Annotated in this window: 22 protein-coding genes; 10 read left to right on the forward strand and 12 right to left on the reverse strand. The window is 65.3% G+C overall.

Translation table 11 applies throughout. The features are described from left to right. Positions 1-2: 2 nt before the first annotated feature. The 8 genes from LPA35_RS13725 to LPA35_RS13760 all read left to right on the forward strand — a co-directional run bounded on the left by LPA35_RS13725 (position 3) and on the right by LPA35_RS13760 (position 8,665). A complete protein-coding gene (locus tag LPA35_RS13725) occupies positions 3-704 on the forward strand; it encodes a DUF5677 domain-containing protein (RefSeq protein ID WP_228897363.1) in 702 nt (233 codons plus the stop codon). Then, on the forward strand, positions 697-1,755 hold the full coding sequence (rtcA, locus tag LPA35_RS13730; RefSeq protein WP_228897364.1) for an RNA 3'-terminal phosphate cyclase: 1,059 nt from the start codon (positions 697-699) through the stop codon (positions 1,753-1,755). The genes LPA35_RS13725 and rtcA overlap by 8 nt, the downstream gene beginning before the upstream one ends. Before the next feature lie 232 nt (positions 1,756-1,987). Continuing rightward, a complete protein-coding gene (cysK, locus tag LPA35_RS13735; RefSeq protein WP_055399638.1) occupies positions 1,988-2,905 on the forward strand; it encodes a cysteine synthase A in 918 nt (305 codons plus the stop codon). A gap of 218 nt (positions 2,906-3,123) precedes the next feature. Beyond that, complete coding sequence (locus LPA35_RS13740; protein ID WP_121507563.1) at positions 3,124-3,897, forward strand: endonuclease/exonuclease/phosphatase family protein; 774 nt, start codon at positions 3,124-3,126, stop codon at positions 3,895-3,897. Next, positions 3,894-5,132, forward strand: a complete 1,239-nt coding sequence (gene clsB / locus LPA35_RS13745) for a cardiolipin synthase ClsB (protein WP_121422290.1) — start codon at positions 3,894-3,896, stop codon at positions 5,130-5,132. The genes LPA35_RS13740 and clsB overlap by 4 nt, the downstream gene beginning before the upstream one ends. A gap of 21 nt (positions 5,133-5,153) precedes the next feature. After that, positions 5,154-6,230, forward strand: coding sequence for a lysylphosphatidylglycerol synthase domain-containing protein (locus tag LPA35_RS13750; protein ID WP_121422289.1), 1,077 nt, complete (start codon positions 5,154-5,156; stop codon positions 6,228-6,230). 177 nt (positions 6,231-6,407) lie between these two features. Then, a complete protein-coding gene (locus LPA35_RS13755; RefSeq protein ID WP_228897365.1) occupies positions 6,408-8,126 on the forward strand; it encodes an NAD(P)/FAD-dependent oxidoreductase in 1,719 nt (572 codons plus the stop codon). Continuing rightward, the gene (locus tag LPA35_RS13760) at positions 8,123-8,665 is read left to right on the forward strand and encodes a VUT family protein (RefSeq protein ID WP_228897366.1); all 543 of its coding nucleotides are present in this window, start codon (positions 8,123-8,125) and stop codon (positions 8,663-8,665) included. The genes LPA35_RS13755 and LPA35_RS13760 overlap by 4 nt, the downstream gene beginning before the upstream one ends. A gap of 30 nt (positions 8,666-8,695) precedes the next feature. Here the strand turns inward: LPA35_RS13760 and LPA35_RS13765 are convergent, their stop codons facing one another. Continuing rightward, entirely contained in the window at positions 8,696-10,039 is a 1,344-nt protein-coding gene (locus tag LPA35_RS13765; RefSeq protein WP_121422286.1) for an amidohydrolase, read from the reverse strand. 126 nt (positions 10,040-10,165) lie between these two features. Between LPA35_RS13765 and LPA35_RS13770 the strand changes: the two genes are divergently transcribed. Beyond that, positions 10,166-11,245 carry a GlxA family transcriptional regulator gene (locus tag LPA35_RS13770; protein WP_228897367.1) on the forward strand — a complete coding sequence of 360 codons (1,080 nt, stop codon included), beginning with the start codon at positions 10,166-10,168 and terminating at the stop codon, positions 11,243-11,245. Positions 11,246-11,278: 33 nt separating this feature from the next. On the opposite strand, the gene LPA35_RS13775 is transcribed toward LPA35_RS13770, so the two are convergent. From LPA35_RS13775 to LPA35_RS13800, 6 genes are all read right to left on the reverse strand, one after another. Then, a complete protein-coding gene (locus LPA35_RS13775) occupies positions 11,279-12,847 on the reverse strand; it encodes a methyl-accepting chemotaxis protein (protein WP_228897368.1) in 1,569 nt (522 codons plus the stop codon). Between the two features lie 195 nt (positions 12,848-13,042). Then, positions 13,043-13,924: a protease HtpX gene (htpX, locus tag LPA35_RS13780; RefSeq protein ID WP_010462430.1), complete on the reverse strand. Its 882-nt coding sequence runs from the start codon at positions 13,922-13,924 to the stop codon at positions 13,043-13,045. 195 nt (positions 13,925-14,119) lie between these two features. Then, positions 14,120-14,890, reverse strand: a complete 771-nt coding sequence (locus LPA35_RS13785; RefSeq protein WP_228897369.1) for a DUF3025 domain-containing protein — start codon at positions 14,888-14,890, stop codon at positions 14,120-14,122. Beyond that, positions 14,875-15,942, reverse strand: coding sequence for a dihydroorotase (gene pyrC, locus LPA35_RS13790; RefSeq protein ID WP_370641449.1), 1,068 nt, complete (start codon positions 15,940-15,942; stop codon positions 14,875-14,877). The genes LPA35_RS13785 and pyrC overlap by 16 nt, the downstream gene beginning before the upstream one ends. Before the next feature lie 98 nt (positions 15,943-16,040). Then, positions 16,041-17,030 carry a tripartite tricarboxylate transporter substrate binding protein gene (locus LPA35_RS13795; protein WP_055400813.1) on the reverse strand — a complete coding sequence of 330 codons (990 nt, stop codon included), beginning with the start codon at positions 17,028-17,030 and terminating at the stop codon, positions 16,041-16,043. A 46-nt stretch (positions 17,031-17,076) separates the two neighbouring features. After that, positions 17,077-18,258, reverse strand: a complete 1,182-nt coding sequence (locus LPA35_RS13800; RefSeq protein ID WP_228897371.1) for a M20 family metallopeptidase — start codon at positions 18,256-18,258, stop codon at positions 17,077-17,079. 99 nt (positions 18,259-18,357) lie between these two features. On the opposite strand from LPA35_RS13800, the gene LPA35_RS13805 reads away from it, so the two are divergent. Next, positions 18,358-19,278 (forward strand): MurR/RpiR family transcriptional regulator, encoded by a 921-nt coding sequence (locus tag LPA35_RS13805; protein ID WP_228897372.1) that lies wholly within the window; start codon positions 18,358-18,360, stop codon positions 19,276-19,278. Between the two features lie 106 nt (positions 19,279-19,384). Here LPA35_RS13805 and LPA35_RS13810 read toward each other — a convergent pair whose 3' ends face one another. The 5 genes from LPA35_RS13810 to LPA35_RS13830 all read right to left on the reverse strand — a co-directional run bounded on the left by LPA35_RS13810 (position 19,385) and on the right by LPA35_RS13830 (position 23,606). Continuing rightward, complete coding sequence (locus LPA35_RS13810; protein ID WP_055400819.1) at positions 19,385-20,122, reverse strand: amino acid ABC transporter ATP-binding protein; 738 nt, start codon at positions 20,120-20,122, stop codon at positions 19,385-19,387. A 40-nt stretch (positions 20,123-20,162) separates the two neighbouring features. Continuing rightward, the gene (locus LPA35_RS13815) at positions 20,163-20,828 is read right to left on the reverse strand and encodes an amino acid ABC transporter permease (RefSeq protein WP_055400821.1); all 666 of its coding nucleotides are present in this window, start codon (positions 20,826-20,828) and stop codon (positions 20,163-20,165) included. 1 nt (position 20,829) lies between these two features. After that, the gene (locus tag LPA35_RS13820; protein ID WP_055400823.1) at positions 20,830-21,588 is read right to left on the reverse strand and encodes an amino acid ABC transporter permease; all 759 of its coding nucleotides are present in this window, start codon (positions 21,586-21,588) and stop codon (positions 20,830-20,832) included. Positions 21,589-21,696: 108 nt separating this feature from the next. After that, entirely contained in the window at positions 21,697-22,596 is a 900-nt protein-coding gene (locus LPA35_RS13825) for an amino acid ABC transporter substrate-binding protein (RefSeq protein ID WP_228897373.1), read from the reverse strand. A 113-nt stretch (positions 22,597-22,709) separates the two neighbouring features. Further along, positions 22,710-23,606 (reverse strand): amino acid ABC transporter substrate-binding protein, encoded by an 897-nt coding sequence (locus LPA35_RS13830; protein ID WP_121422279.1) that lies wholly within the window; start codon positions 23,604-23,606, stop codon positions 22,710-22,712. Positions 23,607-23,702: the final 96 nt, after the last annotated feature.

Below are 23,702 nucleotides of genomic sequence, written 5' to 3' on the forward strand. Positions count from 1 at the left end.
GGATGACGGAACAAGAAATACTTACTGCCTACGAAGACAACTTCAAAGCCGTAGACGCCTCCATTGCGGGCTTTGACAACGCGTTGGACAAGTACGCATTCAAGTCCACCCTAAAACATAGTCTTGTTCTTGGCCTTGCCCAACGACTACTAGAGTTCTCTCGCGGGAGCGAAGCCATGGGGCGAGCAGGTCTCGCTGCGGCAAATGCGGCTATGGGTCGAATGTGCCTTGAGACGCTATTCAAGCTCAAGGCACTCTGCCTCGATGCTGTTTCGCCCGAGGACTATGTAGAGCAGGAAAGAGTGGCTCAATACCAAATCATCCGACGTGCACTTGGGCTACCGAATGTTTCCCAGGTCTTCACCAACGAAGAACAAGCGAAGTATCGAACCGAGCTACAGGAGACGGAGCGTGAGCTTGGGGTACGGGTCAAGAAGCACGAGATAAAGCTGTCCGAATGGGCAAAAAGAGCCGGTGAAGAGAGAACCTATGCGCTCTCCTACTCTGCCCTATCGGACTACGTCCACGCGGGCGTTTCTTCTCTAGTTCACATGATGGAAGTGCGGGAGCAGGGGCAGGTGTTCATACAGACTGGCCCATCTACTCATCAGCTTGCTTCATTGCTTGAAGGTGTTTGCATTTATCTGGCTCTGGCGACAGAGGCCATCGACCATATGTTCGCGAACGAGCTTTTAAATGAGTAGCGCTTGTCTCACCCTCGACGGCTCCACCGGCGAAGGCGGCGGCCAGATCCTCCGCACCGGCCTGGCCCTTGCCATGGTCACCGGCCGCCCGCTGCACATCACACGCATCCGCGCCGGGCGGCCCAAGCCGGGGCTGATGCGCCAGCACCTGGCCTGCGTGCAGGCGGCCATGGCCGTGTGCGGTGGGCAGGCCGACGGGGCCGAGCTGGGGTCGCAAACGCTGTTGTTCACGCCCAGCGCCGTGCGCGCAGGCGACTACCGCTTTCAGATCGCGACGGCGGGCAGTTGCCTGCTGGTGCTGCAGACGGTGTTGCCCGCGTTGATGCTGGCCGATGGAGAAAGCCGCGTGCAACTCTCGGGCGGCACGCACAACCCGATGGCGCCGCCGTTTGACTTTCTGGAGCGGGCGTTTGCACCGCTGGTGCGGCGGCTGGGCGTGGGCCTGGATCTGCAACTGCAGCGGCGCGGCTTCTACCCCGCCGGGGGTGGCGAGCTGCTGGCGCACATCACGCCCGCAGCGCTGCCGTTGACGCCCGTGGATGTGCTGGAGCGCGGCCCGCTGCAAGACGCCTGGGGCGAGGCACTGGTGCCGGGCCTGGCGCGCAACATTGCCACGCGGGAGCTGGACGCGCTGGGCCAGCGCATGGGCTGGACCTTTGAATCCGGCCGACTGCGCCAGCCCCCTACGCGCCAGAACGAAGGCCCGGGCAACGCGTTGATCGCCACGCTGGAGTACGAGCACATCACCGAGGTGTTCTGCCAGCTGGGCGAGCGCAGCCTGTCGGCCGAGCAGGTTGCCAAGCGGCTTGTGGATGAGGTGCGCGACTACCAGCGCAGCGCGGGTGCCTTAGGCCCGAACCTGGCCGATCAGTGGATGCTGCCGCTGGCCCTGGCGGTGTGGCGCAGTGGGCAGGCCGCGCGCTACACCTGCACGGAGGTGACGCAGCACACGGCCACCAACGCGCAGACGATTGCACTGGGTTTGCCGGTGCGGGTGCAGATCACGCCAGTGGACAAAGCCATGCTGGTGGAGATCAGCCCGCAGCTGTAAGCCGGGTTGCAGAGACTGGGGTGGATGCCTTGGCTATATCCATATCACCAAGGCTGTAGAACAACTGGTTCAGAATGCGCGTGGTGCCGCAATGCCAGCCCTGGAACTCGTTCGCTTGAGTTTGTGGAAGAGTTCGCCATCGCGCCCCGCTTCGACAGACTCAGCCCGAACGGATTTGTTCTGAAGGGCTGGATTGGATCAACCCCCTTCTTTGCCCCTCACAGGAGACGCCATGAAAGTTGACAACATTCTGCAAACCATCGGCAACACGCCCCACGTGCGCATCAACCGCCTGTTTGGCCCGGCGGCCAACGTGTGGGTGAAGTCCGAGCGCAGCAACCCTGGCGGCTCCATCAAGGACCGCATCGCACTGTCGATGGTGGAAGACGCCGAAAAATCGGGCGCCCTGCAGCCCGGCGGCACGATCATCGAGCCCACCTCGGGCAACACCGGCATTGGCCTGGCGCTGGTGGCGGCCGTCAAGGGCTACAAGCTCATCCTCGTGATGCCCGACAGCATGAGCATCGAGCGCCGCCGCCTGATGCTGGCCTATGGCGCGCAGTTTGACCTGACCCCGCGCGAGAAGGGCATGAAGGGCGCGATTGCCCGCGCACAAGAACTGCAGGCGCAGACACCCGGCGCGTGGGTTCCCCAGCAGTTCGAGAACCCCGCCAACATCGATGTGCATGTGCGCACCACGGCGCAGGAGATCCTGGCGGACTTCCCCGATGGCATCGACGTGCTGATCACCGGCGTGGGCACGGGCGGCCACATCACCGGCGTGGCGCGGGTGCTCAAAGCCAAGTTCCCCAACCTGAAGGTGTTTGCGGTGGAGCCCACGGCGTCGCCCGTGATCTCGGGGGGCGCACCGTCGCCCCACCCCATTCAGGGCATTGGCGCGGGGTTCATCCCCAAGAACCTGGACACCAGCCTGCTCGACGGTGTGATCCAGGTCGATGCCGAACCGGCCCGCGAATACGCACGCCGCTCTGCGCGCGAAGAGGGCATCCTGGTGGGTATTTCGTCGGGCGCCACGCTCGCCGCCATTGCGCAAAAGCTGCCCGAGCTGCCTGCGGGCGCCAAGGTGCTGGGCTTCAACTACGACACGGGCGAGCGTTACCTGTCGGTGGAAGGCTTCCTGCCGGCTTAAGCGCCGCTGCCGCCAGTGCAGCACTTTGCAGTACGAAATGGGGCTATCAGGCCCCATTTTTTTCGTCCCCAGCAGCACAAAACCACGGCCAGCCGTCCTACAGCGGCAAGGCAGTGCAGCCCAAACAATCAAGTCATCCCTCGGCCTGCCCCTAGTGGCCATTGCGCACACCGCGGCGGCTTCGCGGGGGACCCACTCCAAAGATTGTTTGACTGCCCATGGCCACCACCGCCGCTACCGATCCCCAGCCCATCGCGTTCAAGGTGCTCACCGTGAACGTGCACAAGGGCTTTACCACCTTCAACCGGCGTTTCATGCTGCATGAGCTGCGGGATGCCGTGCGGGATGTGGCAGCCGATCTGGTGTTTCTGCAGGAGGTGCTGGGCACGCACCACCGCCATGCCAGCCGCTTCGCCAACTTTCCGCAGGTGCCGCACTACGAGTTTCTGGCGGACACCATCTGGTCGCAATACGCCTACGGGCGCAATGCGGTGTATGACAACGGCGACCACGGCAATGCGCTGTTGTCCAAGTTTCCGATCACGCACTACGAGAACCACGATATCTCCATCAGCGGGCCCGAGCGGCGCGGCATGCTGCATTGCGTGTTGCAGCCGCCGGGCCACCACCTGCCGGTGCATGCGGTCTGTGTGCACCTGGGCCTGCAGGAATCCCATCGACAGCGGCAGCTGCTGCGTGTGTGCGATCTGCTGCGCAGCTTCCCAGCCAACGAGCCCGTGGTGCTGGCGGGGGATTTCAACGACTGGCGCAACCGCGCGCACGACATCCTGCACCGCGAAGCGGGCCTGCAAGAGGTGTTTGTGCAGGCCTTTGGCCGTGCGGTGCGCACGTTTCCAGCCTCCATGCCGCTGCTGGCGCTGGACCGCATCTACGTGCGCAACGCCGCTGTGCATGCGCCGCTGTCACTGCCCAAAAAACCCTGGGACAAGCTCTCGGACCATGCGCCTTTGGCGGCGGAGATCCTGCTATGAAGCGCCCTGCTTTCAGCCTGCCACGCTCATCCCGCTGGGTTCCGGGCAACCACTTCGAGTTGCTGGAAAACGGCGAGGAGTTCTTCCCGCGTGTGTTCAACGCCATTGCCCAGGCCCGGCGCGAGGTGATGCTGGAAACCTTCATCCTGTTCGAGGACAAGATCGGGCAGGAACTGCATGCCGCCCTGCTGGCCGCAGCCAAGCGCGGTGTCGAGGTGCATGTGCTGGTGGATGGCTTTGGCTCGCCCGACCTGTCCGACACATTTGTGGGCAGCTTGGTTGAGGCCGGTGTGCGCTTTCGCATCTTTGACCCGGGCCGCCGCTTTCTCGGGCAGCGGCTGAACGTGCTGCGTCGCATGCACCGCAAGATCGTGGTGGTGGACGGCCAGCTGGGTTTTATCGGCGGCATCAACTATTCAGCCGACCACATGGCCGACTTCGGCCCCGAGGCCAAGCAGGACTACGCCGTGCAGGTACGCGGCCCGGTTGTGGCGCAGATGCACCGCTTCACGCGCGAGGCGGTGCTGGACCGCAGCGCGCACCAACGTCCCCACGCCACAGACATTACCGGCCGCCCCCACGCAGGCACAGCCAACGCCATGTTTGTGACGCGCGACAACCAGCAGCACACCAACGACATCGAGCGCCAGTACCGCGTGGCCCTGCGCGCCGCGCGCAGCCGAGTGGTGATTGCCAATGCCTACTTCTTCCCGGGCTACCGCTTCATCCGCGAGATGCGGCGGGCCGCAAAGCGGGGCGTGGACGTGCGGCTGATCCTGCAAGGCCAGCCCGACATGCCCATCGTGAAGACGGCAGCCAGCCTGCTGTACGACCACCTGCAACGCGCGGGCGTGCGGGTGTACGAATACTGCGACCGCCCGCTGCACGGCAAGGTTGCGCTGGTGGATGAGGACTGGTCCACCGTGGGCTCCAGCAACCTCGACCCGTTGAGCCTGTCGCTGAACCTGGAGGCCAACGTGATCATCCAGGACCGCGACTTCAACGCCCACCTGCACCGCCGCCTGTCGCACCTGATGGACACCAGTTGCAAGCAGATCGAAGCTGCAGCGCCCAGCCATTGGAATGGACTGCGTCTGCTGCGCAGCTATGCGGTGTACCACCTGATGCGCTGGTTCCCGGCGTGGGCGGGCTGGCTGCCCCACCATGAGCCCACGATCACGCTGGCCAGCCCGGGCACGTCGTCGGCCGAGCCCGCCAGCAGCGCGGCCACCTGACGGCGCCCCGGAGCCCCCGCCATGGCCACCTCCACACTGCCCGCGGACACCCAGACGGGCGCCGCCGACGCCATGGCATCACCTGCCCCCAGCAGCAGCACCAGTAGCAGCCCACGCGGCTGGCGCCACTGGCCGCAGCAGGCCTGGTGGCCGTGGGCCACCCGGGGGTTCGCTGCCGCTTTTTTTGCGGTGGTGGCCGGGCTGATCTTTCGGCAGGCGCGCACCGTAGACTGGCCCGCCGTGCTGCAGGCGCTGCGCGACCTGCCCACCACCGCGCTGGCCGTGGGTGGCGCGCTGGCGCTGCTGAGCCACTTCACCTATGGCAGCTTTGACTGGGTGGGCCGCCATTGCAGCGGCCACCGCTTGGCGCGCACCACCACGCTGGCCATCGCCATGACGAGCTACCCGTTCACGCTCAACCTGGGCTCGCTGATTGGCGGCGTGGGCGTGCGCTACCGACTGTACGACCGGCGTGGCGTGGACCCCGGCACGATCGGTCAGGTGGTGGGCACCAGCATCGTGACGAACTGGGTGGGTTACCTGTTGCTGGCTGGCGTGCTGGCGTGGACGTGGCAGCCGCCTGCGGTGGCCGGGTGGGCTGTAGAGTCCTGGCAGTGGCGTCTTGGCGGCACCGTGTTGGGATTGCTGCCACTGGCCTATGTGGCGCTGTGTGCCCTGCGCAGTGGCCGCGCCCTCACGCTGAGAGGCCACGCGTTCCCGCTGCCCGGCTGGCCCGTGGCGCTGTGGCAGGTGGCCGTGTCGGCCGCTAACTGGATGCTGATGGGCGCCGCGCTGTGGACGGTGCTGCAACACCAGGTGAGCTACCCCGCCGCGCTGGCCACCGTGTTGCTGGGGGCGGTGGCCGGGCTGGTGCTGCGCGTGCCTGCGGGCCTGGGTGTGCTGGAGGCCGTGGGCGTGGCGCTGCTGGCCACCCAGGCGCTGGGGCAGGAAGAAGTGCTGGCGGCCCTGCTGGCCTACCGGGCGCTGTATTACTTTGGGCCACTGGTGCTGGCGGCCATAGCCTTTGGTGTGGCAGAGCTGCGCTGGCGCCAACAGTCGGGCAGCGATGATGAAGTTCCAACAGCTCGAAAAATATGATTCAAAAGTGCCTCTATCGCTTATCCATCAAGCGCGAACAGCTATTGATTTGATAGTTTTTTAGGCACACGGCTCCACGCCCCCTGCACGCCAGGGCTTCCGTGGGTGGCGAGCACCCCGTATCATCGCGGCCCCACGCCATTGCAACCCGCCCGATCGACACGGGCCCGCAAGAACATGATCCGACTCTCCGAAATCCGGCTGCCCTTCACCGTGGCCGAAGCCCCCGAGGCGCCCCTGCGCGCCGCTGCCTCGCAAATCCTGGGCATCGCCGATGCCGACATCTCCCACCTGCACGTCTTCAAGCGCAGCTTTGATGCGCGCAAGGTGGACCTGCTGGCGGTGTACATCGTGGACATCACGCTGGCTCAGCCAGCGCGCGAGGCCGCATTGCTGGCGCAGTTCGCAGGCAACCCGCACATCCAGCCCACGCCCGACATGGCCTGGCACCCAGTGGGCCAGGCGCCTGCCAACCTGCCGCTGCGCCCCGTGGTAGTGGGCTTTGGCCCCTGCGGCATCTTTGCCGCACTGGTGCTGGCGCAAATGGGCTTCAAGCCCATCGTGCTGGAGCGCGGCAAGACCGTGCGCGAGCGCACCAAAGACACCTGGGGCCTGTGGCGCAAGCGCGAGCTGCATGCCGAAAGCAACGTGCAGTTTGGCGAAGGTGGCGCCGGCACCTTCAGTGACGGCAAGCTCTACAGCCAGATCAAGGACCCGCGCCACCTGGGCCGCAAGGTGATGAACGAGTTCGTCAAGGCCGGTGCGCCCGACGAAATCCTGTACGTGGCCCACCCGCACATCGGCACCTTCAAGCTGGTGAAGGTGGTCGAAAACCTGCGCGAGCAGATCATTGCGCTGGGCGGCGAGATCCGCTTTGAGCAGCGCGTGACGGACGTGATCATCGAAGGCACCGGAGAAGCCCGCCACCTGCGCGGCCTGAAGGTGCTGAACCAGGCCACGGGCGAGACCACCGAGCTGCGTGCCGACCACGTGGTGATGGCGCTAGGCCACAGCTCGCGCGACACATTTGCCATGCTGTACCAGCGCGGCGTGGCCATGGAGGCCAAGCCGTTTTCCATCGGTTTTCGCATCGAGCACCCACAGGGCGTGATCGACCGCGCCCGATGGGGCCGACACGCCGGCCACCCGCTGCTGGGCGCAGCCGACTACAAGCTGGTGCACCACGCCGCCAACGGCCGTGCGGTGTACAGCTTCTGCATGTGCCCCGGTGGCACCGTGGTGGCCGCTACCAGCGAGCCCAACCGCGTGGTGACCAACGGCATGAGCCAGTATTCGCGCAACGAGCGCAATGCCAACGCGGGCATGGTGGTGGGCATCGACCCCCGCGACTACCCGCAGGACGCGCAGGCATTTGAGACCCACCTGGGCCAGACCTATGGCGTCGAGGCCCTGCCCGCCGGGCAGTTCCACCCGCTGTCGGGCAGCGTGCTGCAGCGCCAGCTGGAATCGAATGCGTTTGTGCTGGGCGGCCGCGACTACAGCGCACCGGGCCAACTGGTGGGCGAGTTCATTGCCGGCAAGCCATCGACCCAGCTGGGCAGCGTGGAGCCGTCGTACAAACCCGGCGTGGCCCTGGGCGACCTGCACGCCGCCCTGCCCGGCTACGCCATTGAGGCGCTGCGCGAGGCGCTGCCCGTGTTCGGCCGCAAGATCAAGGGCTTTGACATGCACGACGCGGTGCTGACGGGCGTGGAGACGCGCACCTCATCGCCCCTGAAGATCGGGCGTGGCGAGAACCTGCAAAGCCTGAACACGCCGGGCCTGTACCCGGCGGGCGAAGGCGCCAGCTACGCGGGCGGCATTCTGTCGGCGGGCGTGGATGGCATCAAGGTGGGCGAAGCCGTAGCGCGCAGCCTGCTCGGTGCCGCCACATGATGCGTGCGCCCACCCCGCTGCAGTTTGCAGCAGCGGCCCTGGCCATGGCCGCCGTGGTGCTGGCGTCCAACATCCTGGTCCAGTTCCCCCTCAATGACTGGCTCACCTGGGGTGCCATCACTTACCCGGTGGCCTTTCTGGTGAGCGAGCTGGTCAACCGCGCCCGCGGCCCGCAGCAGGCGCGGCGGGTGGCCTGGGTGGGGTTTGGGGTGGCGGTGGCCGCCTCGCTGGTGTTGGCGCCTGCGCGCATTGCCATCGCGTCGGGCTCGGCGTTTTTGCTCTCGCAGTGGCTGGACATCAGCGTGTTTGACCGTCTGCGCCATGGCACCTGGTGGCGCGCGCCGCTGGTAGCCACGCTGCTCGCAGCGGTGCTGGACACCGCCGTGTTCTGGAGCATTGCGTTTGGGGGCACCAGCGACCCGTGGATCACCTGGGCACTGGGTGACCTCGCGGTGAAGCTGGGGCTGGGCGTGGCGCTGCTGCTGCCATTTCGCCTGCTCATCGGCAGCCGACTGGCTTCGCCCCGCCGCACGGCCTGAGCCGCGCGGCGCCCCTCTGCTTTTCGCTTCTTACTTGCGCTGCAGGAAGTCCACGGCCAGTGCGGCCAGGCTGCGTGCGCCGGTCGGCAGCTGGTCCTCGTCGATATCGAACAGCGCGGAGTGGTTGGGTGGCGCCTTGGCAAATTCCTTGCCCTTGGGCGGTGCGCCCAGGAAGTAGAAGAAGCCCGGCACGACCTTCTGGAACTCCGAGAAGTCCTCCGAGCCCGCCACCTTGGGGATCACCATGGTCTTGCCGCCCATGGCCAGGTTCAGCGCGGGCAGCGACGCCTGCGTGAGTTGCGCAGGGTTGGTGGTCACGGGGTAGGCCACGGGGCCAAAACGCACGCTGGCCTTGGCGCCGCTGGCGGCAGCGATTGACTCGGCCGTGGTGGTGATGCGCTTGAGTGCTTCCTGGCGCATGTCTTCGTCAAACGTGCGCAGCGTGCCCATCATCTCCACCTTGTCGGGGATGATGTTGTAGCGGGTGCCGCCCTGGATCTGGCCGATAGTGACCACGGCCGGTTCCTGGCTGATGTTGAGCTGGCGGCTCACCACGGTCTGCAGGCCCATCACCACCTGGCTGGCGGCCACGATGGGGTCGATGGTGGCCCAGGGTGAGGAGCCATGACCACCGCGCCCTTCCACATGGATGGTGATGTTGTCCGACCCGGCCATCAGCGGGCCGCTGCGGTAGCCCACCACGCCGCCGGGCAGGTTGGAGGTGATGTGCAGGCCGTAGATGGCCTGCACATCCTTGAGCGCACCGGCTTCGATCATGGCCTTGGCGCCGAAGCTGGGCACCTTGCCATTGGCGTCGGGCTCCACCGGCGCGCCCTCTTCTGCGGGCTGGAAGATGAACTTCACCGTGCCGGGTAGCTGGGCCTTCATGCCCGCCAGCACCTCGGCCGCGCCCATCAGCATGGCGGTGTGGGCGTCGTGGCCGCAGGCGTGCATCACGGGCACTTCCTTGCCCAGGTAGTTGGCCTTGGCCTTGCTGGCAAAGGGCAGGCCAGTGTTCTCCAGCACGGGCAGTGCGTCCATGTCGGCGCGCAGGGCCACCACCTTGCCGGGCAGGCCGCCCTTGAGCGTGCCCACCACGCCCGTGCCGCCCACGCCGGTCTGCACTTCCATGCCCAGCTTCTTGAGGTGCTCGGCCACGAGCTTGGCGGTGCGCACTTCCTGGCCCGAGAGTTCGGGGTGGGCATGGATGTCGCGGCGCCAGTTGACCATCTTGGGCGCCACGGCGTTCACGGCGGCGTCGATGGTCTGCAGGCCCGCGGCATCCAGCGCCTGGGCCTGGGCCGAAGAGACAAAAGTCAGCCCGCTGGCGACGAGGCCGGCGGCAAGTGCGATGGCAGAGAGGGGTTTGTGCATGGGCAGATCCGTAGGGAGTGAACAGCCACGAGGGCCTGGGTGGGGAAGCGAAAAGCACGTTCATGCTAAAAGCGCACGCTGCCTTCATGACAAGCGAAAATCGCCATACACAGAGCCAATATCGCCATGCCACCGTCACCTTCGTCCTTGCCTTCGGCGGCACCCAAGCCCCCGGTGTTCCGCGTGGACATCCCGCTGCTGCCCGAATCGGCCGCAGGCAGTGCCCTGCAGCTCATCGACCTGCTGCGCGGCGCCAACCTGCTGGCCAGCCAGCGGCTGGGTGCACAAGCACCCCGCCTGGCATGGCGCCTGCTTGACGCCGAGGGCCTGCCCCTGGCACCCTTGCCGAGCCCCCTGGCAGCCTACACGGTGCCAGATGACAAGGATGCGGCACTGGCCCCCACCCAGGCGCTGTTCATCCCTTCGTTCCACGCGCCAGACATCCCGGCCATCCGTGCCGTGGCAGCCCGCCACCAGGCACTGTCACGCCAGCTGGGCATTGCGCTGGACGCAGGGCAAAAGCTGCTCACCATGGGCAATGGCGCCTGGCTGGCGGCGCAAAGCGGGCGGCTGAATGGGCGCCAGGCCTGCCTGCCCTGGTTCTACATCGCGGGGTTTGAACGGGACTTCCCGGGCATCGGCCACAGCCTGGGCCAGGACCTGTCGGACGACGGCCCCTGGCTGAGCTGCGCGCTGCCCAGCAACGTGAACCTGCTGGCCATCGCCCTGGTGCGACAGGCGCTGGGGCCGGAGCTGGCCGCCGCCTGCGAGACCGTGATGACCCCCGACCACCAGCGCGCCCGCGCGGCGCTGCAGGCCAACGCACAGCAGCACATACCCGCCACGCGCGACAGCACACTCGCCCGCGCCATTGCCTTCATGGAGGCGCACCTGGACCAGCCTTACTCGCTGGACCGGCTGGCCGAGGCCGCATCGGTGAGCACACGCACCCTGCTGCGGCATTTTCAGCAAGAGCTGTCGCAGTCGCCGCTGGACCACCTGCACGGCCTGCGCTGCGCGCGTGCCCGGGTGATGCTGGAGGTGACGCTGGAAAGCGTGCCCAGCATTGCCGTGGCCTGCGGCTACGCCGACCCGGCTGCGTTCCGGCGCATCTTTGTGCGCTACACCGGCATGGCCCCGTCCGAGTACCGCAAGCGCCATGCGCTGCGTGCGCCGCGCCGTCGCTGGCGGGTGGAGGTGAAGTAGAGCGGTACGCCCCTGCTCTCCGCCCAGCCCAGCTCAGCGCAGCGCGTTGCCTGCGGGCAGCCGGAAGGCCTCCACCAGCTCGGCCAGTTGCTGCGCCTGCACGCGCAGGCCCTGGGCTGCGGCGGAGGATTCCTCCACCAGCGCAGCGTTCTGCTGCGTCATCTGGTCGAGCTGCGAGACGGCCTCGCCCACCTGGCTCAGGCCCGTGGTCTGCTCACGCGCAGCCGTGCTGATCTCGCCAATGATGGTGGCCACCTGCTGCACCGAGTTCACGATCTCGCCCATGGTGCCGCCCGCTGCATGTACCAGCTTGGTGCCTTCGTCCACCTGCCGCACGCTGTCGCTGATGAGCCCCCCAATCTCCTTGGCCGCCGTGGCCGAGCGCTGGGCCAGGCTGCGCACCTCGCTGGCCACCACCGCAAAGCCTCGCCCCTGCTCACCGGCACGGGCCGCTTCCACGGCCGCGTTCAGCGCCAGGATATTGGTCTGGAACGCAATGCCATCAATCACGCTGGTGATGTCGGCAATGCGGCGCGACGACAGCGCGATGCCATCCATGGTGCCCACCACGCGGTCCACGGCGTCGCGCCCGCGCTGGGCAACGCTGCTGGCACCGGTGGCCAGCGTGCTGGCCTGCGCTGCGGCGTCGGCGCTGTGGCGCACGGTGGCCAGCAGTTCTTCCATGCTGGCGGCGATTTCTTCCAGATTGGAAGCTGTGTGCTCGGTGCGGGCCGACAGGTCGCTGTTGCCCGCCGCGATCTCGCTGCTGGCACCGGCCACCGAGGTGCTGGCCTGGCGCATGCCCACCACCAGTTCCGCCAGCCGCGCCTGCATACCCCCCAGGCGCGCCAGCAGGGCCTGCAGTTCATCGCGGCTGCCCGCCTGCGGCGCGGGCACGGGAGAGGTGAGGTCGCCCTCGGCAATGCGGTCGGTCACCTCGGACGCATGGGCCAGCGGCTGCAGGATGGACCGCGACAGCAGCCAGGCGCAGGCCAGGCTCAGCAGAAGCCCCACCAGCGAGCCTGCGGCCAGCAGCGTGATGCCCTGGCTCTCGCTGCGGGCGGCAGCCTCGCGGGCCTCGGCCACACGCTGGCGCTGGTACTCGGCCAGCTTGTTCACCGAAGCGGCATAGGCATCGGCCGCAGGGCGCAGCTGGTTGGCAATGGCGTCGGGCGGCAGGGCATCGCCCGCCTTGCGGCGCTTGACAAGGTCGTCCCGCACCGTGCGAAAACCGTTGCCTGCCTTGTCGATGGCATCGAACAAGGCCTGGGATTCCGGGTCTGCCGCCAGCTCGTCCAGGCGCTTGCGCACTTCGGACGAACGGGTCGACGTGGTTTTGCGGTCCGCGTCGATGCGCGCCGCGTAGGCGGGGTTGTCGATCTCCAGCAGCGTTTCGGCGCGTGCGGAACTCAGCACCACGATGGCGTGCAGCTCACGCGCCAGCAGCGCGCGCTCGGACGATGCGCCGCCCAGGTCGTCGGCAATGTCCTGCAGCCCCGCCAGCCGCCAGATACCGACGGCGGCCGAGAGCGACATGACCAGACAGACAATGCCAAAGGCCAGGGCCAGACGGACCGCAACACGTGCGTGGGAGATGGACATAAGGTGTTCTCGTGGGAATAAGGATCGGCAACCCGCTGCTGTCCGCACGGCATGCGGGATTGGGTTTCCACTGGTTATCGACAAAAGGTTACAAACCCTTGAGCAGCCCCACAAGGCCGACAACCCACCCAGAAACAAAAAGGCCGCCGCAGGGGCAACCCCTGCAGCGGCCTTCAAGGGCCAGGTTGAACCGGATCAGCCTTGCTGCTGCGCGTTCTGCAGCGCAGCAATGCGCTCTTCGATGGGCGGGTGGGTGCTGAACAGCTTGCCAATGCCACCGGCAATGCCCATGGCGGCCATGCTCTTGGGCAGCTCGGCCGGGTGCATGCCACCCAGGCGGGCCAGGGCATTGATCATGGGCTGGCGGCGGCCCATCAGTTGCGCCGCGCCTGCATCGGCACGGAACTCGCGCTGGCGGCTGAACCAGGCGACGATCATCGCGGCCACAAAGCCCAGCAGGATGTCGAGCACGATGGTGGTCACGTAGTAGCCGATGCCGGGGCCCGAGCTGCTCTCGTCGTTCTTGCGCAGAAAGCTGTCGACCGCATAGCCGATCACCCGCGACAGGAACACCACAAAGGTGTTCATCACGCCCTGGATCAGCGTCATGGTGACCATGTCACCGTTGGCGATGTGGGCCACCTCGTGGCCGATCACGGCCTCGACCTCTTCGCGCGTCATGCCTTGCAGCAGGCCCGTGGACACCGCCACCAGAGCCGAGTTCTTGAACGCGCCCGTGGCAAACGCATTGGGGTCGCCTTCGAAGATGCCGACTTCAGGCATGCCGATCTTGGCTTCGGTGGCGAACTTGCGCACGGTCTCGACGATCCAGCGCTCGTCGGGCGAGCCGGAGCCGTCGATCACGCGCACGCCCGAGGTCCACTTGGCCATGGGCTTGCTGATGAGCAGCGAGATGATGGCGCCGCCAAAGCCCATGACGAGCGCAAAGCCCAGCAGCGCGCCCAGGTTGAGCCCGTTGGCCGTGAGGTAGCGGTTGACGCCCAGCAGGCTGGCCACCACCCCCAGCACGACAACGACGGCCAGGTTGGTCATCACAAACAAAAGGATCCGCTTCATGGAATGGTTTCTCCGTGGGGTAAACAACAACAAGTGTTTGCTGGCTCAGATGGGGGCCGGGTGTTGCGCTTCAAGCACCAAACACCCGCTGCTGGGGCCACTGCACGCCCCTGGCAGCCCCATGGCCGCGATTTCATCGCGCTATGGTAGGTGCAAACCCGCGCACAGGCCTTATCACACAAGCGTTGACGGGAATTAGCCCCCTGACACAGCCCGGGGCCGGCGGAACACCTGGGTGTCGGCATAAAAGTCCGGCGTCTCGTTAGGGGGCCACCAGCCGGGTACGCCCAGCACGGGCAGCGGGGTGAAGGGCTTGGCAGACCACGGCTGCGGCTGAATTTCCTGCGCCAGCCAAGCATCCAAAATTGCTATTGATTCAATAGCTACTGGCGCCTGATACACATGCGCCACCATGGGTTTTCGAGGGATAACCAGCTTTTCAAGCAGCGCGTGCCCGAACACCACCAGCCGGGCCTGCCCCCACAGCGGGCGCAGGTCGATGAACAGGCGCTGCCAGTCTCGCACCCTGAGCGCGGCCCACAGCGCGGGCGGCGCCTGCAGTACGGCGCCGTTCTCGTCAAACACCGTGAGCGCATCGCGCAACGGCCCGCGCACAGCCTGCACACCATCGGCGGCGATGGCCCGGGCCTGCAGCTCGTTCAGGCGCCGCTTGGTGTGCGGAAACTGTTGCCAGACCAGGCCGTTGAAGAAGTCGTGCAGGTTGTCGCGCGTGGGCACCCTGTGGGTGTCCCAGATGTACTGCTCGTAGGCCGTGCCTTCGGGCAGCTCGGACTGGGGCACAAAACCCACCGGCAACGCTGGCGGCGCTGCGGCCTGCAACGCCCGGTGCACTGCAGTATCGTGCTGCAGCTGCTGCGCCACGGGCTGGCCCTGATTGCGCCACGGCGCCAGCCAGGGGGCGCTCCAGTCGATGGCGTCGAAGGCTTCGCTTACACCAACCGCCACGGCAGGGCTTCACCAGCGCGCAGGGGCTTGAGCTCAGCTTCGCCAAACGCAAAGCTATCGGGCGGTGTCCACGACTCGCGGCGCAGGGTGATGCTGCCGGTGTTGCGCGGCAGGCTGTAGAAATCGGGGCCGTGGAAGCTGGCGAAACCTTCGAGCTGGTCGAGCGCACCGGCGTTGTCGAACGCCTCGGCATACATCTCGATGGCCGCGTGGGCGGTGTAGCAGCCCGCGCAGCCGGTGGCATGTTCCTTGAGGTGCGCAGGGTGCGGAGCGCTGTCGGTGCCCAGGAAGAACTTGTTGCTGCCGCTGGTGGCGGCCTGCACCAGGGCCACGCGGTGGGTTTCGCGCTTGAGCACGGGCAGGCAGTAATAGTGCGGGCGCACGCCACCGATGAAGATGGCGTTGCGGTTGTACAGCAGGTGGTGCGCGGTGATGGTGGCGGCGGTGAAGCGATCGGCACTTGCCACGTAGTCCGCCGCGTCCTTGGTGGTGATGTGCTCGAAGACGATCTTCAGCTCGGGGAAGTCGCGGCGCAGCGGGATGAGCTGCTGCTCGATGAACACGGCTTCGCGGTCGAACAGGTCGATGTCGCTGCTGGTCACCTCGCCGTGCACCAGCAGCAGCATGCCGGCTCTCTGCATGGCTTCAAGCGTCTTGTAGGTCTTGCGCAGGTCCGTCACGCCCGCGTCGCTGTTGGTGGTGGCGCCTGCGGGGTAGAGCTTGCAGGCGACCACGCCTGCGGCCTTGGCACGCACGATTTCTTCCGGCGGCAGGTTGTCGGTCAGGTACAGCGTCATCAGCGGCTCGAAGCTCATGCCGGCGGGCACGGCGGCCAGGATGCGCTGCTTGTAGGCCAGTGCCTGCTCGGCCGTGGTCACGGGCGGGCGCAGGTTGGGCATGATGATCGCGCGGCCGAACTGGGCGGCGGTGTGGGGCACGACGGTGTGCAGGGGCTCGCCGTCGCGCACGTGCAGGTGCCAGTCGTCGGGGCGGGTGATGGTGAGGGTGGTGGGCGCGGTGGGGGTGTGGAGTGCGGCTGTCATGGGCAGCATTGTCCCATCGGGTTATCAACTATTGTTTTGATAGCTGCTAGCGCTTATCCAATCAGCGCTAGCAGCCAAAAACACTCAAAATTCAGAGCAACACCGCGTCATTCGGCGGTGATGCCTGCCTTGCGCACCACATCGCCAAACTTCACCAGGCGCTCTGCCATCATCTTTTCGAACGCGGCGGGCGGCATCTCTTCGGGCACGATCACGCCGCGCTCCTTGAGGTTCGTCACCATGGCGGGCGATGTGGCAACCTGGCGCACGGCTTTGTACAGCGTCTGCACCACCGCTTCAGGCGTGCCCGCGGGCGCGGCCAAGCCCGTCCATGAGGTGAGGTTCAGCTCGGGGTGACCGACCTCGGCCATGGTGGGCACATCGGGCAGCTGGGGCAGGCGCTGGTCGGCCGCTACGGCCAGGGCGCGCACCTTGCCCGCCTGGATGTGCGGCAGCATGATGACCAGGTTGTCGAGGATGAACTGCACCTCGTTGCCCAGCACGCCCGTGATCAGCGGCGTGCCCCCACGGTAGGGAATGTGCGTGGTGAACACGCCCGTGGAGACCTTGAGCATCTCCACATTGAGCTGGCCCATGCTGCCCACGCCACCGCTGCCGTAGTTGAGCTTGCCGGGGTTCTTCTTGGCGTAGTCGATGAACTCCTTGAAGGTCTTGAAAGGCAGGCTGCTGTGCACCACCAGGGCGTTGGGCTGGCGGCCCAGGATGGCGATGTTTTCAAAATCCTTGACGGGGTCGTAGCCGATCTTGGGCTGGGTGAGCGGGTTGGCCAGGTGGCTGCTTTGCGACGACACCACCAGGGTGTAGCCGTCGGCCTTGGAGCGCGCCACATACTGCGCGCCCACCGAGCCACCCGCGCCGGCGCGGTTTTCCACAACGATGGGCACGCCCAGCACGCGCGACAGCGGCTCGGAATACTGGCGCGCCATGATGTCCACCGACCCACCGGGCGGGAACGGCACCACCAGCGTGATCGGGCGCGAAGGGAACTTGTCTTGTGCCATGGCGGGCAGCGCGGCAAGACCGGCAAGGCCCAGTCCGGTAGTCAGAAGGTGGCGGCGGGAAGGTGTGGTGTTCATGGCGGTCAAAGAACTCAAGAAACAGGTTGAAAAGATGCGGAAAGAATCAAGGGTGTGACAGCACGGCCAGCGCCACGGCCTGCGCGCGCGGCACAAAGGTGGACAGCTCGCAGTACTCGCGTTCGGTGTGTGCATGTCCGCCCACCGGGCCCGTGGCACACAGCGTGGGCACGCCCACCGATGCGGTCAGGCCGCTGTCGGCCGCGCCGCCGGTGAATTCGCCTTGCACCTCAAAGCCCAGCGCGCTTGCGCCTTGCTGGTACAGAGCCAGCAAGTCGTCCGGGGTGGGCTTCATGGGCATCGTGCGGCGCGCGGCGATGACACGGCCCTGGGTGCGGGGCACGGACTCTTCTTCGACGATGGCGCGCACGCGCCCCAGCAGTTGGTCGGGGTCGGTGTCGGCGGTGAAGCGCAGGTCCACCTCGGCGCGTGCGTGTGGGGCGACCATGTTGGGCACGATGCCGCCCTGCACCACGCCCACGTTGCAGGTGACGCCCGTGGCTGGGTCGGTCAGCGCATGCAGCGCCAAGGTCTTGCGGGCCAGGGCTTCGATGGCGCTGGCGCCAGCGGCGTGGTTGATGCCTGCATGCGCGGCCACGCCCTGCACCTCGAATTCCACCACCATCGAGCCCTTGCGGCTGGTGACCACGTTGCCGCTGACGCGGCCCGGCTCGGCGTTGAACACGGCACGCGCCCCCCGCACGCGGGCCATGATGAGGTCACGCGTGGCGGGCGAACCGATCTCTTCATCGCACGAGAAGAACAGGTGCAGCGGTGCCTGCAGGCCGCCGCAGCGAGCAAAGGCCTCGGCCACAAACACGTTGAGCACCAGGCCGGACTTCATATCGGCCACGCCGGGGCCGTAGGCGCGCCCTGCTTCTTCGCGGTAGGGGCGCTTGGCCACGGTGCCATCTGGAAACACCGTGTCCATGTGCCCCATGAGGATGATGGGCGCGCCATCGGCTGCAGCGCCCTCTGCCGGGTTGACCTGCGCATGCAGCAGCACGCCATAGCCGGGCACGGGCTCAAACTGCACCGGAACACCGGCCGCCTGCAGGCGCTCGGCCAGGGCATGCGCCACGGCCGTCACGCCCGCCTCATTGCGGCTGCCGCTCTCGATATTGACCACTTTTTGCAACAGGTCTTGCATGGACTGCTGCTGTCTGGCCAGCCAGTCCAGGACCTGCGCACGCACCGGCAGCAGACCTTCATTCAGGGTATTGAGCATCGTTGTCCTTGGGCAAGCCCCAGGTAGGGGCAAAATTTGGGTCGCAGTGTTGCACGCGACCCGGGGTTCTGCAACGTATTTTGCACGAATGAGAATTTTATGAAATCATCATTGCACGAATCCAGCGCCTTGCTGACCGAGCGGCTGGCCCGCCAGGACGCCGACCTGACAGCCAGCGAACGGGCGCTGGCCGAGGCCCTGGGGCGCGACTACCCCCACGCCCTGCTGGAGTCCGCCACCGCCCTCGCTGCGCGCACTGGCACCAGTGCATCGACCGTGGTGCGGCTGTTTGCCAAGCTGGGCTACGGCAGCTATGCCGAGGCCCAGCGCGAGGCGCGGGCCGAGGTCACCGCCCTGCTGCAAACGGCCGGGCAGCGCGCACCCGTCACCATCGGCACCCGGCGCAGCCTGCAACAGTGCGTGGACGATGCGCTGCTGCACGACCAGCACAACCTCACCACCACGCGCGACGGGCTGGACATGGCGGCCTTCGAGGCCATGGTGGCGCGCATTGCACAGGGCAAGGGACGCATCTTTGTGCTGGCGCAGATCAACAGCGCCCCAGTGGCCGCCTGGCTGGCGCTGCACCTGAACATGTGCCGCCCGGGCGTGCACGAACTGGGGGCTGGCGCGGTGGACGCCACCGACCAGCTGCTGTGGATCCAGCCCGAAGATGCCTTGCTGGTCTTCAGCATCCGCCGCTACGCCAGCGGGCCGGTGAAAGTGGCGCAGCGCTTTCGCGACGCGGGGGCCCACGTGCTGGCGATCACCGACAGCGCCGCAGCGCCCTTGGCCGCGCTGTCCCACCACCGGCTGCAGGTGCGCACGTCCAACGCATCGCCGTTCGACTCGTACACCGCCGCGTTCTTCCTGTGCAACGCGCTGGTGTCGGCCGTGGCCCAGCTGCGGCACAAGGCGGTGTCCGAGGCACTGAAGCGGCGCGATGATCTGTGGACGGATTTCGAGTCGCAGCTCATCGTGGAAGGCCACCCGCCAGCCGGTCGGCGGGGCAAGCGTTAGCCTGCGCGCAGCAGTCGTTCAGCCTTGGGGGGCCCCATGAAAAAAGCGCTCCGGAGAGCGCTTTATGAAGCCCCAAACCCCTGCGGCACGGGCGTGCAAGCACCGTTCAGTGCTGCAGGATCTTGTTGAGGAAGTCCTTGGTACGCGGCTGGCGTGCGTCGGGGTTGTTGAAGAAGTCGTCCTTGGAGCAGTCTTCCAGGATCTTGCCGCCCACGTCCATGAAGATCACGCGGTTGCTCACCTTGCGGGCAAAGCCCATTTCGTGGGTCACGCACATCATGGTCATGCCTTCGTTGGCCAGACCCACCATCACGTCCAGCACTTCGCCGACCATTTCGGGGTCGAGCGCGGAGGTGGGCTCGTCGAACAGCATCACGATGGGGTCCATCGACAGCGCGCGCGCAATGGCCACACGCTGCTGCTGGCCGCCCGAGAGCTGGCCGGGGAACTTGTCCTTGTGCGCCATCAGGCCCACACGTTCGAGCATCTTCAGACCGCGCTTCTTGGCGTCGTCCGCACTGCGGCCCAACACCTTGATCTGCGCAATGGTCAGGTTGTCCGTCACCGACAGGTGCGGAAACAACTCGAAATGCTGGAACACCATGCCTACGCGGCTGCGCAGCTTGGGCAGGTCGGTCTTGGGGTCGTGCAGTGCAATTCCGTCCACCGTGATCTCGCCCTTCTGGAAGGGTTCGAGCGCGTTGATGGTCTTGATCAGCGTGGACTTGCCTGAGCCCGAGGGGCCGCACACCACCACCACTTCACCCTTTTGGATGGTGGCCGTGCATTCGTTGAGCACCTGCACCGGGCCATACCACTTGGATACGTTTTTGAGTTCGATCATTTCTTTTTCCTCAATCCAATCTCTTTTGCACCAGCATCGATCAGCGGATGATCGCGATCTTCTGGTGCAAGCGCTTGACCGCCCAGGACAGCGCGTAGCACATGATGAAGTACAGAACCGCAGCGGCCAGGTATGCCTCGATCGGACGACCAAAGTTCTTGCCCGCCACTTCAAAGCCCTTGAGCATGTCGTAGGCACCGATGGCGTAGACCAGCGACGTGTCCTGGAACAGGATGATGGTCTGCGTGAGCAGCACCGGCAGCATGTTGCGGAACGCCTGGGGCAGCACCACCAGCTTCATGTTCTGGCCGTACGTCATGCCCAGCGCCTGGCCGGCATACACCTGGCCGCGTGGGATGGACTGGATGCCAGCGCGCATGATTTCGCTGAAGTAGGCCGCTTCAAAGGCGATGAAGGTAATGATCGCCGACACTTCCGCGCCAATGGGGCGGCCGATGATGGCTGGCACCAGCAGGAAGAACCACAGGATCACCATCACCAGCGGAATGGATCGCATGCCGTTGACGTAGATGGTCGCAGGAACATCCAGCCACTTCTTGCCCGACAGGCGCATGAGCGCCAGCACCGTGCCGAAGATCACGCCACCGATGGTGGCGATGAGCGTGAGCAGCAGGCTGAAATACAGCCCTTTGAGCACGAAGTTGGAGATCAGCTCCCAGTTGTAGAAGGAGAAATCGATATTCATATCAATGCCCCCCTCCGGCCGCGCCGCTCACGACCATGCCAGGGATGCGTGCGCGTTTTTCGATGAAGGCCATGATGCGGTTGATGGCAAATGCCGAGATGATGTACAGCGTCGTCACCGCCAGGTAGACCTCGATGCCGCGCGAGGTTTCTTCCTGCGCCTGCATGGCAAACATCGTGAGTTCAGCCACCGACACGGCAAACGCCACGGACGAGTTCTTGAAGATGTTCATCGTCTCGCTGGTCAGCGGCGGGATGATGATGCGAAACGCCATGGGCAGAAGCACATAGCGGTAGGTCTGGAACGTGGTGAAGCCTACGGCCAGACCTGCGTACCGCTGACCGCGTGGCAACGCCTGGATGCCGGAGCGCACCTGCTCGGCAATACGTGCCGACGTGAAGAAGCCCAGTGCCAGCACCACCAGCGCAAAGCCAGGAACGCCCCTGAGCACCGGAAACAGGCTGGGTAGCACGTGGTACCACAGGAAAATCTGCACCAGCAACGGAATGTTGCGAAACAGCTCGACCCAGGCATTGCCCAAGCGCACGATCATGGGCCGGTCCTGCAAGGTACGCAGCGTCCCGATCAAGGAACCCAACACAAGCGCCAGCACCAAGGCCAGCACCGAAACAGACACCGTCCAACCCCAGGCCGACAGCATCCAGTCCAGGTAGGTGATATCGCCGCCCTTGCCAAAGCAGCTTTGCACGACTTCCCTGTCCATGGTGTCCTGGCAGAACACCTGCCAATCCCAACTCATAGGAGCACCCCTTAAATTCTTGGTATTGCGTTGGGCGCAACCCTTTGCGAGCCCAACAAAAAAGCCCCTTCAAACCGGTTGGCCGAAGGGGCACAAGCGTTCAGAAAATTACTTCTTTGCGTAGTCTTCCATGGGCTTGTCATTGGGCGATGCCCATGCTGCCTTGGTAGCGTCGGACATCGGCAGACCAATCTTGGTGTTGGTCGGTGGCACGGGTTGCATGAACCACTTGTCGTACAGCTTGGCCAGCGAACCGTCTGCAATCTGGCGCTTGATGGAGTCGTCCACGGCCTTCTTGAAGGCTGGATCGTCCTTGCGCAGCATGCAGGCGATAGGCTCCACGCTCAGAACTTCACCGACGATCTTGTAGTCGGCAGGGTTCTTGGACTTGGAGATGTTGGCAGCCAGGATGGAGCCGTCCATCACAAACGCATCGGCGCGGCCGGTTTCCAGCATCAGGAAGCTGTCAGCGTGGTCTTTGCCAAAGACTTCCTTGAAGTCGATGCCGCCAGCACGCTCATGCTTGCGCAGGGTTTGCACCGAAGTGGTGCCCGTGGTGGTGGCGATGGTCTTGCCGTTCAGGTCCTTGATGGACGTGATGCCCGAGTTGGCCTTGACAACGGTGCGCACTTCTTCCACGTAGGTGGTCACGGCAAAGGCAACGTCCTTTTGGCGGGCGGCATTGTTGGTGGTGGAGCCGCACTCCAGATCCACGGTGCCATTGGTCACCAGGGGAATACGGTTTTGCGAGGTGACGGGCTGGTACTTGACTTCCAGCTTGGGCAGGCCCAGTTGCTTCTGGATGTCGGCCAGGACGATTTCGCCCATTTCAGTGTGGAAGCCCACAAACTTGCCGTTACCCAGGGTGTAGGAAAGACCGGAAGATTCGCGAACGCCCAGCGTCACGCTACCCGAGGCCTTGATCTTGGCCAGGGTATCGGTGGCTTGAGCGAAAGCGCTACCTGCAGCCAGGGCGGTCACGGCAACCGCGAGCAAATGCTTCTTCATTGGTATCTCCTTGTGTGTGAAGCTAAAAACGGGGGGATTCTAGAGATTCGCCCACGCCAGCAGTGCCGGCAGGTCGCATTCTCCAAAAACAGAAACCTCGACCGGGATATTAGTCAGAACGGAACCTGGTCGGTGGGGTATTTCCAGAAGTCGCGCAACAAGTAGCTGACCGGGAGGTTCAGCACCGTGTTGTTGGGAGGGATGGGTTTGTTAAACCACTTGTCATAAATGGGGTAGATGTCCCGGCTGGTGATCAGACGGCGCATCTCTTCATCAATCAGCTTTTTGAACTCGGGGTCGTTCTTGGGCAGCATGATGGCCAGTGGCTCGGTGGTCATGAAGCGGCCCACCACCTTGAGCGCCTTGGGGTCAGGCCGCCCGGCGGCCAGGCCATACAACAGCACGTCGTCCATCACAAAAGCATCGGCCTCGCCCTTCTCGACCATCTCGACCGCCTTGGCGTGGTCCGGCGCCTCAACAATGGTGATCCCCATCAGGCGCTCGCGGTTGGCCTGATCGGCGGCCTTGAGCGGTGTCGTGCCCTTGGTGGACACCAGCTTCTTGCCATTGAGGTCTTCCACGCGGTCGATGGGGCTGGAGGTCTTCACCAGCAGCCGCGCACCAGTGATGAAATGGGGGATGGTGAACGCAACCTTCTGGCGCCGCTCGGCGTTGTTGGTGGTAGAGCCACACTCCATGTCGGCTTTGCCCTGCTCGATCATGGCGATACGGTTGGCCGGCGTGACCGCTACAAGCTCGACCTCCATGTCCTTCTTGCCGGTTTTCTTGCGCACCACCTCGGCCAGGCGCAGGCACAGGTCCATGGCATAACCCACCGGCTTGCCGGACTGGGTGTCGATGTACGAAAAGGGCACCGACGATTCACGGTACGCAATCACCAGCTTGCCGCCGGCACCGATGCGCTCCAGCACCGAGGCCTGCGCAGAGGCCGCGAAAGCGCAGCTTGCAGCGGCAAGGCCCCAGGCAATTCCCCAATGCTGAACTTTCATACGGCGTCTCGGTGAGTGGATGGATCGGATTCGCAATGTTCGTGCCACCGTGGGGACTAAGAATCTGCTCTTAGACGGCACACGCTGCGGCAGCCG

This window comes from Acidovorax sp. Leaf73 (assembly GCF_916855635.1).
Classification (GTDB): Bacteria; Pseudomonadota; Gammaproteobacteria; order Burkholderiales; family Burkholderiaceae_C; genus Acidovorax; species Acidovorax facilis.

Bases quoted from the DNA above. Each gene is read 5' to 3' on its own strand.
- LPA35_RS13725 (WP_228897363.1), top strand. From the start codon at position 3: ATGACGGAACAAGAAATACTTACTGCCTACGAAGACAACTTCAAAGCC.
- rtcA (WP_228897364.1), top strand. From the start codon at position 697: ATGAGTAGCGCTTGTCTCACCCTCGACGGCTCCACCGGCGAAGGCGGC.
- cysK (WP_055399638.1), top strand. From the start codon at position 1,988: ATGAAAGTTGACAACATTCTGCAAACCATCGGCAACACGCCCCACGTG.
- LPA35_RS13740 (WP_121507563.1), top strand. From the start codon at position 3,124: ATGGCCACCACCGCCGCTACCGATCCCCAGCCCATCGCGTTCAAGGTG.
- clsB (WP_121422290.1), top strand. From the start codon at position 3,894: ATGAAGCGCCCTGCTTTCAGCCTGCCACGCTCATCCCGCTGGGTTCCG.
- LPA35_RS13750 (WP_121422289.1), top strand. From the start codon at position 5,154: ATGGCCACCTCCACACTGCCCGCGGACACCCAGACGGGCGCCGCCGAC.
- LPA35_RS13755 (WP_228897365.1), top strand. From the start codon at position 6,408: ATGATCCGACTCTCCGAAATCCGGCTGCCCTTCACCGTGGCCGAAGCC.
- LPA35_RS13760 (WP_228897366.1), top strand. From the start codon at position 8,123: ATGATGCGTGCGCCCACCCCGCTGCAGTTTGCAGCAGCGGCCCTGGCC.
- LPA35_RS13765 (WP_121422286.1), bottom strand. From the start codon at position 10,039: ATGCACAAACCCCTCTCTGCCATCGCACTTGCCGCCGGCCTCGTCGCC.
- LPA35_RS13770 (WP_228897367.1), top strand. From the start codon at position 10,166: ATGCCACCGTCACCTTCGTCCTTGCCTTCGGCGGCACCCAAGCCCCCG.
- LPA35_RS13775 (WP_228897368.1), bottom strand. From the start codon at position 12,847: ATGTCCATCTCCCACGCACGTGTTGCGGTCCGTCTGGCCCTGGCCTTT.
- htpX (WP_010462430.1), bottom strand. From the start codon at position 13,924: ATGAAGCGGATCCTTTTGTTTGTGATGACCAACCTGGCCGTCGTTGTC.
- pyrC (WP_370641449.1), bottom strand. From the start codon at position 15,942: ATGCTGCCCATGACAGCCGCACTCCACACCCCCACCGCGCCCACCACC.
- LPA35_RS13795 (WP_055400813.1), bottom strand. From the start codon at position 17,030: ATGAACACCACACCTTCCCGCCGCCACCTTCTGACTACCGGACTGGGC.
- LPA35_RS13800 (WP_228897371.1), bottom strand. From the start codon at position 18,258: ATGCTCAATACCCTGAATGAAGGTCTGCTGCCGGTGCGTGCGCAGGTC.
- LPA35_RS13805 (WP_228897372.1), top strand. From the start codon at position 18,358: ATGAAATCATCATTGCACGAATCCAGCGCCTTGCTGACCGAGCGGCTG.
- LPA35_RS13810 (WP_055400819.1), bottom strand. From the start codon at position 20,122: ATGATCGAACTCAAAAACGTATCCAAGTGGTATGGCCCGGTGCAGGTG.
- LPA35_RS13815 (WP_055400821.1), bottom strand. From the start codon at position 20,828: ATGAATATCGATTTCTCCTTCTACAACTGGGAGCTGATCTCCAACTTC.
- LPA35_RS13820 (WP_055400823.1), bottom strand. From the start codon at position 21,588: ATGAGTTGGGATTGGCAGGTGTTCTGCCAGGACACCATGGACAGGGAA.
- LPA35_RS13825 (WP_228897373.1), bottom strand. From the start codon at position 22,596: ATGAAGAAGCATTTGCTCGCGGTTGCCGTGACCGCCCTGGCTGCAGGT.
- LPA35_RS13830 (WP_121422279.1), bottom strand. From the start codon at position 23,606: ATGAAAGTTCAGCATTGGGGAATTGCCTGGGGCCTTGCCGCTGCAAGC.